The sequence below is a fragment of the Ruegeria sp. AA6 genome (assembly GCF_056542865.1).
The window spans coordinates 1-15,006 of record NZ_JBQGAN010000045.1 but is presented as its reverse complement, the minus strand read 5'-3'; the positions used below and the strand labels follow the sequence as shown (position 1 = coordinate 15,006).

The window sequence follows — 15,006 nt, the reverse complement described above, 5'->3', positions numbered from 1 at the left end:
TGCTTGTAGCTGATCGACGATGAATTCATCGATGTCACCTATGTCCAAATCCAAGCATGAGCAACCGAACGACGGTTAACGTGACAACACCATTCCGGGTTCTCGTCCTTCACGCTCGCCTTCGAAGCTTGGTAAGGGTGTGCGCCACGCATTGTAAGTTGGATCTTCAGTGTCCAATGGAATAACGGGTTGTTCTCCCTCACGGATCGGGGCCTGAGTACCTTCGAATTCATGGCCATAATACTGGGCGTTGGCTACACCAGCAAAAGTAACGCACAGAATGGCGATCGTAGCACGGAGACTTTGAAACACCGGAAGTCCCTCCTCAAGTTTTGGCTATACCAAAACTATTACTGAAACCGCTGTTTTAAGCAAATTTTAACTTATTGGTAGTTGCCACCGAATAGTAGGCGGTCTTGTAAGGCCATTGGACTTCCCGCGCATCCAAAAGTCTTTTCCCAACTTGACGGCTTTGTTCGCACAGCCGTCACGCAAGCAGAGTGCCGCGAACGCCGTCCCGGAACCCGAACCGGGCACAGTCACGTTTCAATGCGATCAGATCAGGCGCCAGTACCGATGCAACAAATTTTTTTGTCATTCGGGGACATACACTTTTCTTACAGCGAGTGTGCGATATGATAGGCCTTATCCACTGCGCGGTGAGAGGATAGATGCTAAAGTTAAGCGCCGAGCCTGTGCTTGCAAAGGGTAACCGTCAGTATGTCTACGCCCATCCGGGCGATCCGGCCCTTATCGTAAAAGTGCCGCAACCCGGTACTTTTGACGATCATGGCCATATCCCAAATGCAAACCGGATCGAGCGTCGATTTCGCCGAGCAACCATGTACAAGGGCTTTCTGCGTGAGTTCCGTGAGTATCTCGAGCTAAAGGCTCGTGTGCAGCAGCCTGGAGTGCAATTGCCAATCTGCGAGGTTCACGGAACGGTCCCAACCGACCTCGGGTTGGGATTGGTCTACGAGCGCATCTCCGACCCCGATGGAAATCTGCCCCCGACATTAAGGCAGATGATTGACGAAGGCCGTCTCGCGTCCTGGCACTTGACGCTGTTGCATAGTTTCTTCGATACGCTGATCGATAACCATGTCGTGGTTAGCAACAAGAACCTAAGCAACATCGTGTTCCAGACACAGGGAACATACCGAGGCCGGTTCGTCTGGATAGATAGCTTTGGGTGCAAGCAGGCTTTGCCTCTACGGAAGTGCTCGAGTCGGGTAAATGCCTATGGCCTGAACCGGGTGCGCAAGGTGGTTGTCGGTCGAGCCGAGGAGGCGTTGGCGCAGGTCGATCAGATCACAAGACCAGCCATTTCAGGCTAACGTTAGACTTGTTTCCAATTGGTACTGAGGTGCAGGGAAATGGACCGCGGTTCGAGCAGTTCTGTTCAACCGGAACATTCAACAAATGAAACTAGGGTTCTAGTAGCGTTCCGGAGCGGTCACTAGAGCAAACGGTGGGCGCGTCTTCTTAGCGCCAAAATCAGCATCAAATTGGAAGCAAAACGGCAATTTGCAAGTGCCTTTGCGCCACAGCACTCAGGGCAAGTTCAATGTCAAAGCAGAAACAACTCCGCACTTTGCCTGCCGCCCCCGAGACTACAATTTTCGAAGCCCAAGGTTTTTTTTGCGAATTAAGCCGTCATTAAAAACATACCCGAAATTCTCAACATCACGGATGTATACCTCACCTATTGCTTTGCTGCTTTCAGCGGAATAATAGTCTCGATAGTCTCGCCTCTTCGACTTTTTCCGATGCTTGAAGAACATACGCCGACCGCCGATCTCACGCAGAACAACGCTCAGGTCTTTCTCGAAGGTTTCAAAGCGACCAAGAAAATCCAACGGCATTTCTCCACTGTCATTCACGAGAAAGTCAGATTGGGGTTTGAAATACGGTATTTCGAGGTACTTTGAGGGCTCTTCGATGAAAGACGATAGGAAGCTCTCAAAAGTGTCGTTGTTTGTCACCAGCTCCAATTTCTCGCGCCGCGCGATGATGTAGTGGTAGGCCGAAACCAAACGATCCCAAGGGTTCCGAACAAAACTGAACTTAAAGTAGTTCTCTGCCGTCGGTCCCAAGTGCTGCAAATTCACGAACACTGACGAGTGTTTGTCGATCGCGGGAATAGGTTCATGTTTGGTCAGACTAAAGTGACCCGGGCGGCGTAAAATTGTAGAGACCGTTGATCCCCCAGTTTTCGGAATATGAACGAATACGGTCTTTAGCTTGGGATAGATTGGCACCGATTTGCTACGCCTCCTTGCCGATAACGCGTGTTTAGGAATGCGCCGAAGGTCTGGCGCAATATAAGCTGAGGCATTGATACATCCGAATGGAAGGCAGAAACGCGTATCGACAGAATGCCGAAACCATCACCCATCCCCTCCTCAATGGTTGCCTACGCACCCTTGACATTACCCAAATCGAACTGGGGTTGTGAATGGGGGAAGGATCCCGCACGGGATCAGAACCTGTAGTTCAATGAAAAAGAAAGCGCAGTCAGGTCCACGTCTCTAAACTCGCGATTAAAATCTGAAAACTCAGAATACAGCAACTCGGCCCCAAAGGTGAGTTTTTCCCGAATGAAACGCTCATAGCCAAGGCTAACGAAATAACCGCTGCCGTCACCGGGGTTCGTATTGTCGGGGGCGTGGGTGTCGATTTCAGCGTAGCCAGCGCTGCCGTAGAACAAGTTCAGCCCTCTGTCGATGCCACCACGCGCTCCAAGACGAGTGTATGAAACGAGTTCGAACCCAGCGTCGATGTCCTGCTCTAGACGGGTGTATTGAAAGATGTAACCAATTGTAAAGCTGCCAAAATCGTAATCGTAAGCCAGCTTCGCCCCGTAAATCGGACTGCTGGTGCCTTCAACATCAAGAGCATAGCCAAGCTCCAAACCGAAGGAGAAACCCGTCCAGTCGACGCCTGACGCAGGCAGAACAGCCTGCTTTTTGAACGGTGTTGAGACACCGGAAACTTGGGTATCGCTCGCCATTGTGATCGTCGGATACATCGCGGCGACTGCAAGAGCGACTGTTGAGGCACGCATTGTCATGATGATCAAGTCCATAGCAACTAAACCTAACCCCTAGACTAGCGCAGGTTTTTGGCGCTGTTCTAGGGTGGAAAATCCGCAATAAAAAAAGGTGGCAACCTCTGTGTCAAAACAGCAATGCTTTGAGCAATTTTCGAGAAAAGAACGTCACCATGAGCTTCTTATAAACGTAACTTTATAGTCTGATGACTACGACTGATTTGAGTACTTATTAACGAGGTGTGCGTCTTCTTTGACTCAACGTTCAGATCGGAAGTTAAAACCTCCTGGCCTGACCCGAACCTTCGCTGAATGTTTGATGTTGAAACTCTTGCTCTTGGTGCGCAGCGTAAGCGCTTGAAACAGCCGTCACCAACACCGCAAGCGTGACAATTCCCGCAATCATCCATCGGTGGGTCATCAGTAGCCTCCTTCTATTAAACCTTTTCGTCTTCTGTGGCTCTAAGATGGGAGGGAGAAGGAATTGGCGGTAGGAAGTTACATGTTGCTATACAGTAGTCGTGTTTGACACACTTTGCTTCGTGACAGTGCAGGAGAATAGTCTTGGCCGAAAATGTCGACAAAGCGGATATTCTAAAACAACTGGAACGCATCACAACGTCCAAGGATTTCCATTGCAGCGAACGCACAAAAACGTTCCTGGAGCACCTTGTTCATCGAGAACTTGAAGGCCGCGGTGACGAGTTACGGGGCACCGCATTGGCAATGGATGTGTTTGGAAGAGGCGCTGAATTTGATCCAAATTCTGATCCGGTTGTAAGGATTGAAGCCGTCAAACTGCGAAAGGCGCTGGGCTATTACTATCTGACGACAGGGAATAACGACCCGGTTGCCATATCTATCCCAAAAGGACAGTATCGCCCGCTTTTTGAGTTAAACACCGACACTGCCGAACCGCCAGAACCATCTGCAGAGCATCATCAAGATTGGCCTACTCTGGGGATCAGTGTCTTTGCCGGTTCGGATACAACAAGCGCGAAGCTTTTCCGCGAAGGTTTTCCGGAAGAACTGGCTCTGGAACTTGCACGTTTCGCTCAAATCCGTGTTCTGACTGGCTATCCAGACAAAAGCCCGGATGAGTTTCAGGACCAAAGCATGCCCTCTTGCGATTATGTTCTGGACGGCTCAGTGCGGGACGACCAAGCCAACTTGCGTTTGATTGTACGACTAAGGCGGACCGTTGGCGGCTCTGTCCTGTGGGCCGACCGGCGTGATATCAATCCAAAGGGCTCGGATCATTTCAAAGTCCAAGAAGAAATTGCTCAACAATGTGCCACAAAGTTAGCTGATGCTTATGGGGTGGTTGCAACTGATTGCGCGGGTCGCTTTGCAGACCGCTCGCTAGCAGGAAGTAGTACTTATCAAGCTCTGTTGGCTTTTCACGCCCACGTTCGCACCTCTAGGTCGGGCAGCTTACAGCACATGATGGAGTTGGCGCGTTTAGCCACACAGAACGACGAATCAAGCGGATTGGCCCACGCGCTGATGGCATTGGGATACATAGAGGAGGTGGCATTAGGCCAAAAACGCTTGAGTGCCATTCTTAAACAGGGACAAACTCATGCCGAAAAGGCGGTTGCCCTGGACCCTCAATGCCAGGAGGTTCTGTTTGCAGCGGCGATATATGCACTCTTGGCAGGAGACAACCAAAGGTTCAATCGTTTGATTGACGCTGCAATTCGGACCAATCCCAACAGTGCTTTGCTGATTGCGTTGGCTGGCGCTTGGATTGCGTTGGTGGGTGATATCAAGCTTGGTGGGGAGATGGTAAGACAGGCTTTGCGTATCAATCCGCTGTTGCCGATCTGGACAAATATTACGCTCTGCTTGGGGGAAGTTGAGGACGGAAACTACGCCAGAGCTTCGGAAAAGGTGGAACAGATTGATGCTCGTGAAATTGCCAGCGACTGGTTGTTGATCGCAGCAATTCACGGCATGGCGGGTGAGACGGAATTAGCGAAGGACGCACTGTCGAATTTCCCTACGACGCAGTTTTCCCTTGAAGAGTACCTTGATGATCTTCCTTATGCATCTGGCGTGGTGGATCTACTGCGGGAAGGCACGAAACGTGCGCGTTCCGTCTAGACTGCACTTTGGTTTAGCGACACTAGGGCCAAACCATAAGGTCCCTCCTTGCACTCGCTGCCCAATACTTAGCAGCGCAGCAGTGTGCCTTGATTTCTTCGACTACAATAGCGCGATTCGAGTTGAAAAGCCGCACCAGGAGTTTGGGGTCTGCAGAAAACTTTGTGTTGGTGTGAGAAGGAACCCTGCATGTTTGTCGCCAAACTATGAGTGAGCAGGAAGGAAGGCGCAGGTTTCGGTTGCCATATCTAACGGACTTCTTTGCATTCAGATTGGCATACTAAAGCCGTTTCGTGAATCCAGGCTGCAACCTGATCTTTGGAATGCTTATCCCTATCTCAGCAACTCCAAGAAATTATTGGAATTTTGATCGCTCTCGACCAGAGAGTAGTTTTGTATTACTCCTTACTGGCAGATGTTCAAAGACACGATGGGACGTCTTCGGTTGATAAATGCAGTTATTTCTTCCAAGGCGGCGCGATCTATTCTGATCGCTTTGGTCATATTGTTCCTGTTTGGCGTTCTGGGCGCTTGTGAACGCGACAGACCAAAGCCTACAAGTGAATTGAACCCTCAAGTTCTATTGGCAGCCGCCGAAAACGGCGAAGGCATTGATCCTTCAAAATACAAAGGCGACATCGAACTTCTTCTTCCTAGCGAGATACCCATTGGCGAGGAGTCGTTTAATGTCGCGTTTTATGCGGGAATAAACCCAGCAACAGAGACCCGTTTGCAAGTGAACCTCGTGGCTGACCTCAGGGCGATTCAGGCACGGTTCCCAGAACTGGCATCAGGTATCTATGAGAGTAGTTGTTCACGAGAAGTTTCAGTAAAAATCCTCGAGACCGAGGCTGTTGAAGATCATGTTGAACTGCGCGGATCACTGTTTGTTCGCATTTTTTCTTGTCGAAACAACGAGTCGGGCGAAGAGCGGGGTGGACTCTGGTTGACGCAAGAAATTGACGCCAATGCTAAGGTGAAAGCTTTTCTCGAAGACCAATGTGTGCGCTTTTCCATGGTTGAGCTTGACCTCGACCCGCGCGGGTTTACTGGCGCTATCGCAAGATTATTCGGTGTCATTGGTGGAGCACGCACTGAAATACTAGAACAAGCTGAGATCTACTTTGACGACAATCCAGTCTGTTTAACGGTACCGGGGGAACTCAAACCGGTGTCACCGCAGGCCACGCTCGTCAGAGCGCTCGAAATTGGCGAGGGTGGTATTGGCGCCGAAATTCAAGGATTAATCGACACAGACGCGACGACACTTGTCAAATTGCTTAGCGTCATGGAGTTGAGCGATATTATCGAGGGGCAACAATGAGACACGCATATTTCGCGATGTTTCTGTTCAGCGGCATCGTCCTCGCATCGCCTTCAACGGCACAAGTCGCTGAGTTCGCCATAGAAGACACGCTGGTCGTCGGTACAACGGAAATTGATTATAATCTCAATGTAGTTATGACCGCGGTATCGCCAACACGTGTTGGCATCGAAGCGGTGCTTGATTTTAGTGATTTGCAAGCTCGTTTGCCCGAACTTCTTGCAGAAGAACCAATTCTGGACACATGTGGAAGCCGCACAAATCTCAGTGACTTTGTGGTCGAAGCGAAAGGCGAAGTTGTTTCTCTCAACGGCAAACTTGATACACAGTTCTTTGAATGCTCCAAGACAAGAGAAAACATCTTTGCACGAGGCGAACCGACGGACAGGTGGATTTTTGATTTTTCAGCTTCAGCTACAGCCCGGTTCAGCAATAAATGCGTAACCTATGAGTTAGTGGACGCAGCCGTACAACCCCGTGAGCAATTGCGTGACATTGAAGGGTTCGTTGAAGATGTCGAAGCGCTGCGTGCCATCTTACTAGAGGTCGCCGGACGGTTCTTAAGCGAACGCCCATTTTGCCCCGCCTTCCCAGAAGAATTTGAACCTTTGGACCCAGTTTATGAAACCGGCGGTCCACGCGAAATTGGGGATGGCGGATTGGGAGCTTATCTTAGGGGGTCAGTCGATACCAGTACTGCGACGATCATCGGAGTACTACGCGTTTTGCAAGAGGAAGGAGTTATCCCTGGCCCTCCTTAGCCGCTTTCGCACACGGCCAGTAAACGTGATAATATCCACGCAATCTATTCTAATCTAAACCAATCACTTCAGTCATTAATACCGCTCCATAGTAACGTTTCACCTGCTGGGTTCTGCTATTAAAACAGTGATCAAAACGGAAGACGCTGACCTGTCTAGGGTTTGGCCGCAGCGTTAGATGTGAGTTTTGGTCATCAGTGCAATTCAAGCAGGCCATACGCTGCCGGCAACCTACGCCACCCTGACTATGATACAATAATTGAAAGATCCGTTTGTCGCTGAGGATTGAAGAAGCAATGAACCGCAGCCGATCTGCAAAGACATTATCTTCTGAGACAGTATTTCTTGCAGGAACAATACCATTCTGTGCCACAATAGACTGAAATTTTTGCGAGTAGATGCATGAAGCAGGTCCGATTTCACAATGCCACCTTAGCAGCGGCTTCGGCTATTAGTATGGCCTTATCCGTCGCATTTTTTCTGCTGCTGAATTTGGGGACAGCAAAAGCACAGCAACTCACCCACGCAGACCCGTATCAAAACTCAGTTGCAATCGCCAGCGAGGCGAATGTGGACGAAGACGTACTCTCCCGGCATGTAGTCGCTTTGGGTGCAGACGATCTTTCAGAGATTGCAGATATTTGGCAGCGCCGGGTCCAAACAAACCTCGCCAGAATAGCCGAGGGTTTAACTCGGCTGGAAACTGTCGCAGATGGTCAGGTTCCTGAGCTCGTTGACGAGATAAAGGCCATAAACCAGAAAAACATTGGTGACCTTCAGAACTACATCATCGTGGTTTATGCTTTGGATCGAAAAGGCGGCCCTGAAGAGGAACTGAAAAAGCACGAAGGTTTTATCAAGGGCTTTATCGGTGAGCTTTTGCTTTCATATCAATGGTCCGCTATTGCTCATCTTTCATGGGACTGGGTGATATCCGGCAGGGGCGGGCTCAGGGCATTAAGCGGGCTTTTCCAAGCGATACTAATTTTGGTCGTTGCTTTTCTTTTCAGCGGGATTCTGAAAAGAATATCAAGCAGATGGCTGCTCGGCCGAAACGAAGAAAATGAAATTGCTGCAGTTGTGATACCAAACGTCATTCGCTGGAGCATTCTTGTTCTTGGCTTGTTTTTCGCCATGTGGGGACTTGGTGTAAATATTGGCGTCACAACGGCTATTATTGGTGGTCTTGGATTCCTTCTTGCATTCATGCTTCAGAATTTTTTTCAGAGCGTGATTGGCGGCTTTTTGCTGCAAGCAACAAACCCTTATTCAAAGGGTGATGTTATTTCTATCAACCAAACAATTGGAACAGTCGTCGACGTAAACATAATCTCGACAAAGCTTAGAACTTTTGACAATCGGCTGGTACAGATCCCAAACCAGTCTATTTGGCAGGGGTCGATGGAGAACCTTACCAAGTACCGAGTGCGACGCGTCGATCTTGTTTTTGGAATTGGATACACCGATGATATTGAGCGCGCCAAAGCGATCCTTTTTGAGGTAGTTGAGGCAGACAAACGTTGCCTTAAGAATCCGGAAACGAAGATATTTGTCGGTGAATTGGGTCAGTCTTCCGTGAACATCTATTGCAGACCTTGGGTTCGAACCGATGACTACTGGGATGTGATGTGGGACCTGACGGAGATTGGCAAAACCCGCTTGCAGAATAACGGTATCTTTATCGCGTTCCCGCAAATGGACGTACATGTCCACACCAAAGAAGTGGCTTCGTCTGACGATTGAATTGCCCCAGTGCTTGCGTTGACCGCCGTTTTGCACCGCTAGGCTTTTTTAAGATTCTAAGAATATTCAAGGGCCAAGCGGTATAGACTCCTTTTTCAGTGCATTTGTTTGGCAAACGCGCTTTCCTACCGCTTGTTTTCTATATATTGGCGGAACACTAGTATCTCCGTGTATGCTCTACTAGGTATACATTTTGCGACACCCGAGGCGATTTAAGAACGGTTATTGTTTTGGAACCGTGACGGATAGATCTTTGATCTCGCTCGTGGATGCTCTCGGCCAGGAACTACTACAATGCCTACTGTTGGAACACGAAATAAGACCCCTAGGCTGGCACCAACAATCATGATGGCGCTGATCGGGGCAAGCTTATTTCTGCTGTTCCTGTCTCGAGACCTCCCAGAGGGTCTGCAGGATGAATGGGCAAAAGAAAACCTAGGTCTTATCGTTCGTTACGTTGTCGCGATGACGCTGAGCGGTGCAACAATGGGTTACCTGCTTGCCTCCATGTTCGGTCGTGACAGTTTTGGCGGATGGATTTTGGCGCTTTTTGGAGGATTACTGTCAACTCTGGTTGCCGGAGCCTGTGCTAGCTTCATAGGGTTACTACCCGATTTGCTTGCAGACGGATGGCAACCGAGAGACTTGGTATCAATTTTGTTTGGGTTTCTGGTATTACCAATTGCTGCCGCAGAAAAACTTGGCTCATCACTTATTTGGCTGGTGGCTATAGCAGCAACACATATGTTGTCTAAGTATGAGCGTGCGCGAATTGGGAAACGTTTGTAGCTCGCGTAGAATAGTTCCGCTGAAGCTTCGCATTGAGGTTCCAGCAAACAAATTTCGGCCGTTTGGGCTGAAACCGCCCGACAGAGTTAACCTATCTGGTTTCTAGAGAACCTGCCGGGCGATCAACTGGTTTGGCTCTGACTTGACTTCGTCAGCTAGACTCTATTCGCTCAAGCCGGGAGTAAATTCTCGAGCGCTGGTCGACCTACGCCTCTAACTAGCAAATGCTCTCGTTTGACTTGAGCAAGCACGTCGACCAGCAAGGACGCCTCTTTTTCGCTGGCTTCAAGCAAATAGTCCGTCACTTGAGGAAAGGCGCTATTCCAGCTAGGGCAAGCCAGCGCAAACTGAGCAATAAAGTTGGCCATGAACTTGAACAGCCGCTCTGCGCTCGTTTCTCTGGATTCCCGCGCGGCCCAAAGCAATGCTTCCCACATAGCGTTTTCGAACGCGACTTGCGCTTTGTTGGCCCCTTGAAAGTCAATCCAGATTTGGTTTTCACGGGCAAGCCTCAGTTCTGATGCCTTAAGCACAAGATTATGAGCTGCAGCAGTGGTGGAAGGGTATTGATCCCTCAAGATTTCCAGAAGTTCAAATTGGGACATCTTTCGCTCCTGTTTCCGTTTTCACAGAACAGAAGTTGGAAAGGGCGGCTGCAACCAGCAGGTTTCCTACGGTAGCGTAACTGTAAATTACACCAATTTGCGTGCGGGAAAGCCGGACAGTTTGACGTGCCGCTCAGCCAAATTTTCGATTACCTGCTCCATTCTCAATTGGGGCTGCGTCGCTTTGAGAATGCCTCTGTAAGATAGCCTCCCCCTAAAAAAATGTACTGTGTACGCGTGCGGAGACTCAGGACGCTGAGAATTTGCAGAGAAACGAAAGATGGATAAACTGTTCATGTAAGGCCATCAAATTGGGCTAAAATATCTCCGAAGGGAGGAGGAGATTGTGGTTTAGGCCAGTGTCCTTCATGTTCGCGAGACATCACCCTTGGCGGAGTGTGGGAACAGGCAAACAAAAAAAGCCAAGGTTTCCCAGATAGGCAAAAGATCGATTGTACGGGACAGCGAATGAGTGACATTTGGGTGGTTGGAATACCTATTCTGTTGGTTGACGTCGTCAGTCCAGTCCTTCTGGCTGCGACTGCTTTTGCTCTGACCGGCAACCGACCAATTGCAAATAGCATCGCGCTTATCTTGGGTCATACAATCGCGTATTTTGTTATGGGGATTCTGATCGTCTACGGGCTTGCGGAACTGCTCGCTCCGGCAGTGGACTTTGTCGTCACGGGGTTTGTGAATCCGACGCCTATCAATTTCGTCATTGGTTTTCTTCTCGGCTTGGTTCTACTCGGTCTGGCTTTCAGGGTGAGCACAAGTGCCGAAATGGACAAACAATCAGCCCGATCTGAGGCCCGCCAGCAGAAGGAGGGTGTGCTGCCATCCTTCGCAATGGGCGCAACACTTTGTGTTGTAGGGATGCCGTTTGCCGTACCCTACTTTGGTTTTATCAATGAGATGTTCCGATTTGATGTACAATCCAAACCCCTGGGTTTGCTGATCTATAATCTTCTGTATGCACTTCCGTTTGCACTTATTCCGCTTGCATATGCTCTGGTGGGAAATTCGATTGTGGACAAATTGAAAGCGCTAAATCGGTTTATAAGCACCACTGCGTCGTGGTTTGTCCCGCTATTGTTCGGCATCTTGGGGTTGGCGTTTATAGTCGATGCAATCAAGTACTTTTTGACTGGATCCGGTTTGGTTTGATGTCAAACATACTGCTTAGAAAAAGTCTTCTGCTTCTCAGTAGCTTTTTTCATGTAAAGACGTTTCTGCGGAATACAGGCAGCCCAACGGGTTCGACTGGGGCACATTTTATAAGCGCTGACGCTCATGCCTACGCAATCTAGGAAGGGCAAACGAAATCAGGTGACGCGTCGAGAACCCGATCAGCCATTACTAAAGGCGACCCAGGTTTGTACGTCTTTTGCAATTTTGGGTCTCGCATCTGCCTCGACTGCGCAAACTGTTGATCCGGATGCATCGGAAGCAGCCGCTCGCGCAGCGCTTTCGGTCTTAAGCATTGCAGCAACGCCGAATGAGACACTGTCTTCGTTTTCTTTCTTAAGAGCATCAGGCGACACCAACAGCCTTCGGTCAACTCAGCTTCGAGGTGGCTTTCATCCGCTTCAAAACGGCCTCTATCTTGAAGGGCTTGTAGCTTACCAAGTCTACAACCCGGTTGTCATCTTTCCCGAAATTGCACCTGGCGTGGACGTGGACGTCACCTGGGCAAGCGTGGCCGCCACTGTCGGAATAGGCTGGGAGTTCCCATTAGGTAGTGACTGGCACCTTCGTCCTGTCGGTCATTTTTCGATCGGTCACGTTACCGCAGATGCATCAATAATAGACTTCCAAATATTGCCTCTCAATTCAGGGACAACTGACCCGATTGATGGTGATTTGAACGCACTGGGTGTTGGTGCGTCTGTCGGACTCTATCGAGAAGCCAAGTATGGACTTTGGCAAGCTGAATACCGGTTTCGCAAAACATTCCTTGAATTTCATCCCATTGATGAACCACAGGCCGGGGACGCCAAAGCAAATTCCAACCAGACAACGTTTTTTTCGCGCCATCGCTATCCATTGAAGAATGTGGAACTCTTCAACCTATCGACCCAGCTCGTGCTGGATGCAGGGTTGGTGTATTACCATGGAGATGCCGCTGAGGTTCTGGATACGGACTGGCTGGCAACAGCAGGCGTTGGCGTTGAGTTAGACACCAGGCGACTAGGCATCCCCGCAGTCAAAGCTGGGCGAATAATGCTGAACGGTGTTGTTGCGGAAAATTTCGACGGATTTTCCATAGGGCTCGGTCTCAGATTTTAGTACCGCACTCAGAGTTTTTCTGACTAAAACCAATCGTCACGTCGAAAGTTACGATCACTGCGGTCGAAGCCTCGGTCAATCATGGATGTGTAAGTTTTCATCACGCTTTGGCCTAAAAAGAAAAACTTTTGGCTAGAACTCAAATGAGTGAATGGACAATCCCAACCAATATTGGATGACAGCGCCACACAGGGTGCTTTGCAAGTTACAGAGATAGAATTGGAGCGTCAGTCATGAAGACCGAAGCAGTCAGTGCCGTCGAAGTAATCAATATGCATTTGAACAGACACTACGATGCCGATCAGCGCGCAGATGCCGTTGTCGAAATGTTGCTTGAAAATGAAATCTCCAGTGCGGATTTCTGGCCCTTGCTGCAGGGTTTGTGGGGTGGGTTCGAAAGAATTAATCACACCATGTTTGTTCACGCAATGGACGCCGAAAAGCGAAAGTCTTGTTGGAGTCCAACTGCGGAATGGCATCAGCTTCCCAGAGAGATCTCGGTTTTTCGTGGTCAAAGCCTGGGAAAGGAAGTCGGGTTGTCTTGGACAACAAACTATGATGCAGCTTTGGACTATGCAATTGGATGTCATGGCTTAACAACCAAAACTCCGATCATCCTTGAAACTAGAATCCCCAAAAGTGCGGTGGCAATGGTCATCGAAAATGGCGAACCAAATGAGCTTGTCCTGTGGAAAGCGCCACAGATTTCGGAATGTGTAGTCACCCAAGTTTCCTCGGTTACACACTAGTGAAACGGACGCGTATCTCATGTTTCGTTTAACTCCAAAGGCAACAGTCAGGACAATGTGTCAGCCTGGTTTCGCCTTTGAAATTCGCGCGGTGTTAAACCGGTCCAACGTTTGAATGCGGTGGAGAATGCGGGCTGGTCGGCGAAACCTAAATAAAATGCAAGCTCTCCGATGCCGAACCCGTCCTTGAGATACGTCTTCGCAAGATCACACCTGATATTACGGACAATAGTACGAAAACTCAGGCCCTCCTCATTGAGGTGCCGCGACAATGATCGTGTACTGAGACCTACATTTACGGCCACTTCTTGCACACTCGGTATTCGCCCGGGCAACGCGTTCAAAAGCAGTTCTTCTACCCTGCTTCGTGTACTAGGCGCACGCCCGGCAGTTTCTTTCAAGAGTTTGTCGCCGTAGTCAGACAGGTGTTTTTTGAGAGCTGGGTCATAAGTTGGTATGGGAAGGTCAAGAGATGACAACGACAGGATGAGTTCGGTCTTCTCGGAATCAAAGGATACAGTGCACCCGGCCGCTCTCTGAATTTCGGGTCCTGCTGATTTGACCATATGTTGGAACCGAACCTCCAGAGGCTGGACAGGAGCATTCGTAACCACACGCAGTAGCGAAAGCGCCGAGAAAACAATAAACTCTGTCCGTCGGTGGAATTTGACGAGTCCCCCGTCAATAATTTGCATCTGAAGCGAAGCACAATTTCCTGACACAACCAGACTGTAGTTAATGGTGTCATCAACCAATGCACCATAATACGATGCGTTTTCAATAGCTTCCCTTAGGTTTCGTGAGTATTTTGCTATATACCAGACAATATCGCGCGGTGATTTAAATACTAAGCCAACCACGGTGGCAAAAGCCGGGTTATTCAACTGGTCGCAAGCTAAACGAACAAATTCGCCTTCTTTGTACGGATCAATTTGATGGGCGGCCTCATTTATTTCACCACGTATTAGCCCAGATTCCTTTATCAATTCATTGAATACGCTGGCATTCGGAGCGCATTTTTCAAACGCCCCAGCAAAATGCCTCAGCCACGTATTGTCGACGCCCATAAGCAGTTCCAGTAAAACGCTAAGCAGTCCTGATGCACAGTTCTACCAGAGCTGCGATTTTTGATAATTTAACGATAATCCAATTCCAATTGCAAAGCTGGCGCTAATAGTGCCCATAATTGATAAGAGGTCCTTTGCTGATAGCCTGTTTCTTTCCAACGCATAGGCAGTATCCGTCAAAGAATCGGTGCCAGTCAAAACAGCTGGCAAGACCGGTATTGAAACGGTCCGAACTCTACTTATTCCGCGACCTTTCACGATGGGCTTGGCACCTCTGAAAAGGCGAATATCTATCGCGACACAGACACCACTAAGTTGATCAGACTCTTTTTAGCTCTGCCGAAAACCATAGCCACAAGACCTTCAGGGGCGCAGCGAAGCATTGGACATTGTGCCGAAAAGGCTGGCGATCGTTTCACCCGCCTCAGGAGATGTCAACGGCGGTGAGAAAGTCTGCCATTGGGCGGAGCAAAAGTCGTCCACTGTTTGGGTTACCGGCGCCTTGGCAAACGCGCTCCCAA

General features: G+C 49.3%; 14 protein-coding genes. 9 read left to right on the top strand and 5 right to left on the bottom strand.

Annotated elements, in window-relative coordinates; all coding sequences use genetic code 11:
* Window positions 1–75: 75 nt before the first annotated feature.
* Window positions 76–312 carry a hypothetical protein gene (locus ACR0LN_RS23080; protein ID WP_480433047.1) on the bottom strand — a complete coding sequence of 79 codons (237 nt, stop codon included), beginning with the start codon at window positions 310–312 and terminating at the stop codon, window positions 76–78.
* Between the two features lie 359 nt (window positions 313–671).
* On the opposite strand from ACR0LN_RS23080, the gene ACR0LN_RS23075 reads away from it, so the two are divergent.
* The gene (locus ACR0LN_RS23075; RefSeq protein ID WP_480433045.1) at window positions 672–1,337 is read left to right on the top strand and encodes a YrbL family protein; all 666 of its coding nucleotides are present in this window, start codon (window positions 672–674) and stop codon (window positions 1,335–1,337) included.
* Window positions 1,338–1,613: 276 nt separating this feature from the next.
* On the opposite strand, the gene ACR0LN_RS23070 is transcribed toward ACR0LN_RS23075, so the two are convergent.
* Window positions 1,614–2,261 carry a sulfotransferase family 2 domain-containing protein gene (locus tag ACR0LN_RS23070; RefSeq protein WP_480433044.1) on the bottom strand — a complete coding sequence of 216 codons (648 nt, stop codon included), beginning with the start codon at window positions 2,259–2,261 and terminating at the stop codon, window positions 1,614–1,616.
* 221 nt (window positions 2,262–2,482) lie between these two features.
* Window positions 2,483–3,088 carry an outer membrane protein gene (locus tag ACR0LN_RS23065; protein ID WP_480433042.1) on the bottom strand — a complete coding sequence of 202 codons (606 nt, stop codon included), beginning with the start codon at window positions 3,086–3,088 and terminating at the stop codon, window positions 2,483–2,485.
* A 528-nt stretch (window positions 3,089–3,616) separates the two neighbouring features.
* On the opposite strand from ACR0LN_RS23065, the gene ACR0LN_RS23060 reads away from it, so the two are divergent.
* The 5 genes from ACR0LN_RS23060 to ACR0LN_RS23040 all read left to right on the top strand — a co-directional run bounded on the left by ACR0LN_RS23060 (window position 3,617) and on the right by ACR0LN_RS23040 (window position 9,775).
* On the top strand, window positions 3,617–5,158 hold the full coding sequence (locus ACR0LN_RS23060) for a hypothetical protein (protein WP_480433040.1): 1,542 nt from the start codon (window positions 3,617–3,619) through the stop codon (window positions 5,156–5,158).
* A gap of 445 nt (window positions 5,159–5,603) precedes the next feature.
* Window positions 5,604–6,482, top strand: a complete 879-nt coding sequence (locus ACR0LN_RS23055) for a hypothetical protein (protein ID WP_480433039.1) — start codon at window positions 5,604–5,606, stop codon at window positions 6,480–6,482.
* Entirely contained in the window at window positions 6,479–7,243 is a 765-nt protein-coding gene (locus tag ACR0LN_RS23050) for a hypothetical protein (RefSeq protein WP_480433037.1), read from the top strand. The genes ACR0LN_RS23055 and ACR0LN_RS23050 overlap by 4 nt, the downstream gene beginning before the upstream one ends.
* Before the next feature lie 402 nt (window positions 7,244–7,645).
* The gene (locus tag ACR0LN_RS23045; protein WP_480433036.1) at window positions 7,646–8,986 is read left to right on the top strand and encodes a mechanosensitive ion channel family protein; all 1,341 of its coding nucleotides are present in this window, start codon (window positions 7,646–7,648) and stop codon (window positions 8,984–8,986) included.
* A gap of 345 nt (window positions 8,987–9,331) precedes the next feature.
* Window positions 9,332–9,775: a hypothetical protein gene (locus ACR0LN_RS23040; RefSeq protein ID WP_480433034.1), complete on the top strand. Its 444-nt coding sequence runs from the start codon at window positions 9,332–9,334 to the stop codon at window positions 9,773–9,775.
* Window positions 9,776–9,945: 170 nt separating this feature from the next.
* Here ACR0LN_RS23040 and ACR0LN_RS23035 read toward each other — a convergent pair whose 3' ends face one another.
* A complete protein-coding gene (locus ACR0LN_RS23035) occupies window positions 9,946–10,380 on the bottom strand; it encodes a hypothetical protein (protein ID WP_480433033.1) in 435 nt (144 codons plus the stop codon).
* 468 nt (window positions 10,381–10,848) lie between these two features.
* On the opposite strand from ACR0LN_RS23035, the gene ACR0LN_RS23030 reads away from it, so the two are divergent.
* The 3 genes from ACR0LN_RS23030 (at window position 10,849) to ACR0LN_RS23020 (ending at window position 13,418) form a co-directional block, all read left to right on the top strand.
* Window positions 10,849–11,547: a GAP family protein gene (locus ACR0LN_RS23030; protein ID WP_480433031.1), complete on the top strand. Its 699-nt coding sequence runs from the start codon at window positions 10,849–10,851 to the stop codon at window positions 11,545–11,547.
* Window positions 11,548–11,709: 162 nt separating this feature from the next.
* Window positions 11,710–12,669, top strand: coding sequence for a hypothetical protein (locus tag ACR0LN_RS23025; RefSeq protein ID WP_480433029.1), 960 nt, complete (start codon window positions 11,710–11,712; stop codon window positions 12,667–12,669).
* Window positions 12,670–12,902: 233 nt separating this feature from the next.
* On the top strand, window positions 12,903–13,418 hold the full coding sequence (locus ACR0LN_RS23020; protein WP_480433028.1) for a hypothetical protein: 516 nt from the start codon (window positions 12,903–12,905) through the stop codon (window positions 13,416–13,418).
* A gap of 47 nt (window positions 13,419–13,465) precedes the next feature.
* On the opposite strand, the gene ACR0LN_RS23015 is transcribed toward ACR0LN_RS23020, so the two are convergent.
* Window positions 13,466–14,485, bottom strand: a complete 1,020-nt coding sequence (locus ACR0LN_RS23015; protein WP_480433027.1) for a helix-turn-helix domain-containing protein — start codon at window positions 14,483–14,485, stop codon at window positions 13,466–13,468.
* Window positions 14,486–15,006 lie beyond the last annotated feature (521 nt).

What these genes read in the sequence shown, in the direction of transcription:
- ACR0LN_RS23075 (WP_480433045.1), top strand. Translation starts at nt 672, where the DNA reads ATGCTAAAGTTAAGCGCCGAGCCTGTGCTTGCAAAGGGTAACCGTCAG.
- ACR0LN_RS23065 (WP_480433042.1), bottom strand. Translation starts at nt 3,088, where the DNA reads ATGGACTTGATCATCATGACAATGCGTGCCTCAACAGTCGCTCTTGCA.
- ACR0LN_RS23050 (WP_480433037.1), top strand. Translation starts at nt 6,479, where the DNA reads ATGAGACACGCATATTTCGCGATGTTTCTGTTCAGCGGCATCGTCCTC.
- ACR0LN_RS23045 (WP_480433036.1), top strand. Translation starts at nt 7,646, where the DNA reads ATGAAGCAGGTCCGATTTCACAATGCCACCTTAGCAGCGGCTTCGGCT.
- ACR0LN_RS23040 (WP_480433034.1), top strand. Translation starts at nt 9,332, where the DNA reads ATGATGGCGCTGATCGGGGCAAGCTTATTTCTGCTGTTCCTGTCTCGA.
- ACR0LN_RS23035 (WP_480433033.1), bottom strand. Translation starts at nt 10,380, where the DNA reads ATGTCCCAATTTGAACTTCTGGAAATCTTGAGGGATCAATACCCTTCC.
- ACR0LN_RS23030 (WP_480433031.1), top strand. Translation starts at nt 10,849, where the DNA reads ATGAGTGACATTTGGGTGGTTGGAATACCTATTCTGTTGGTTGACGTC.
- ACR0LN_RS23020 (WP_480433028.1), top strand. Translation starts at nt 12,903, where the DNA reads ATGAAGACCGAAGCAGTCAGTGCCGTCGAAGTAATCAATATGCATTTG.
- ACR0LN_RS23015 (WP_480433027.1), bottom strand. Translation starts at nt 14,485, where the DNA reads ATGGGCGTCGACAATACGTGGCTGAGGCATTTTGCTGGGGCGTTTGAA.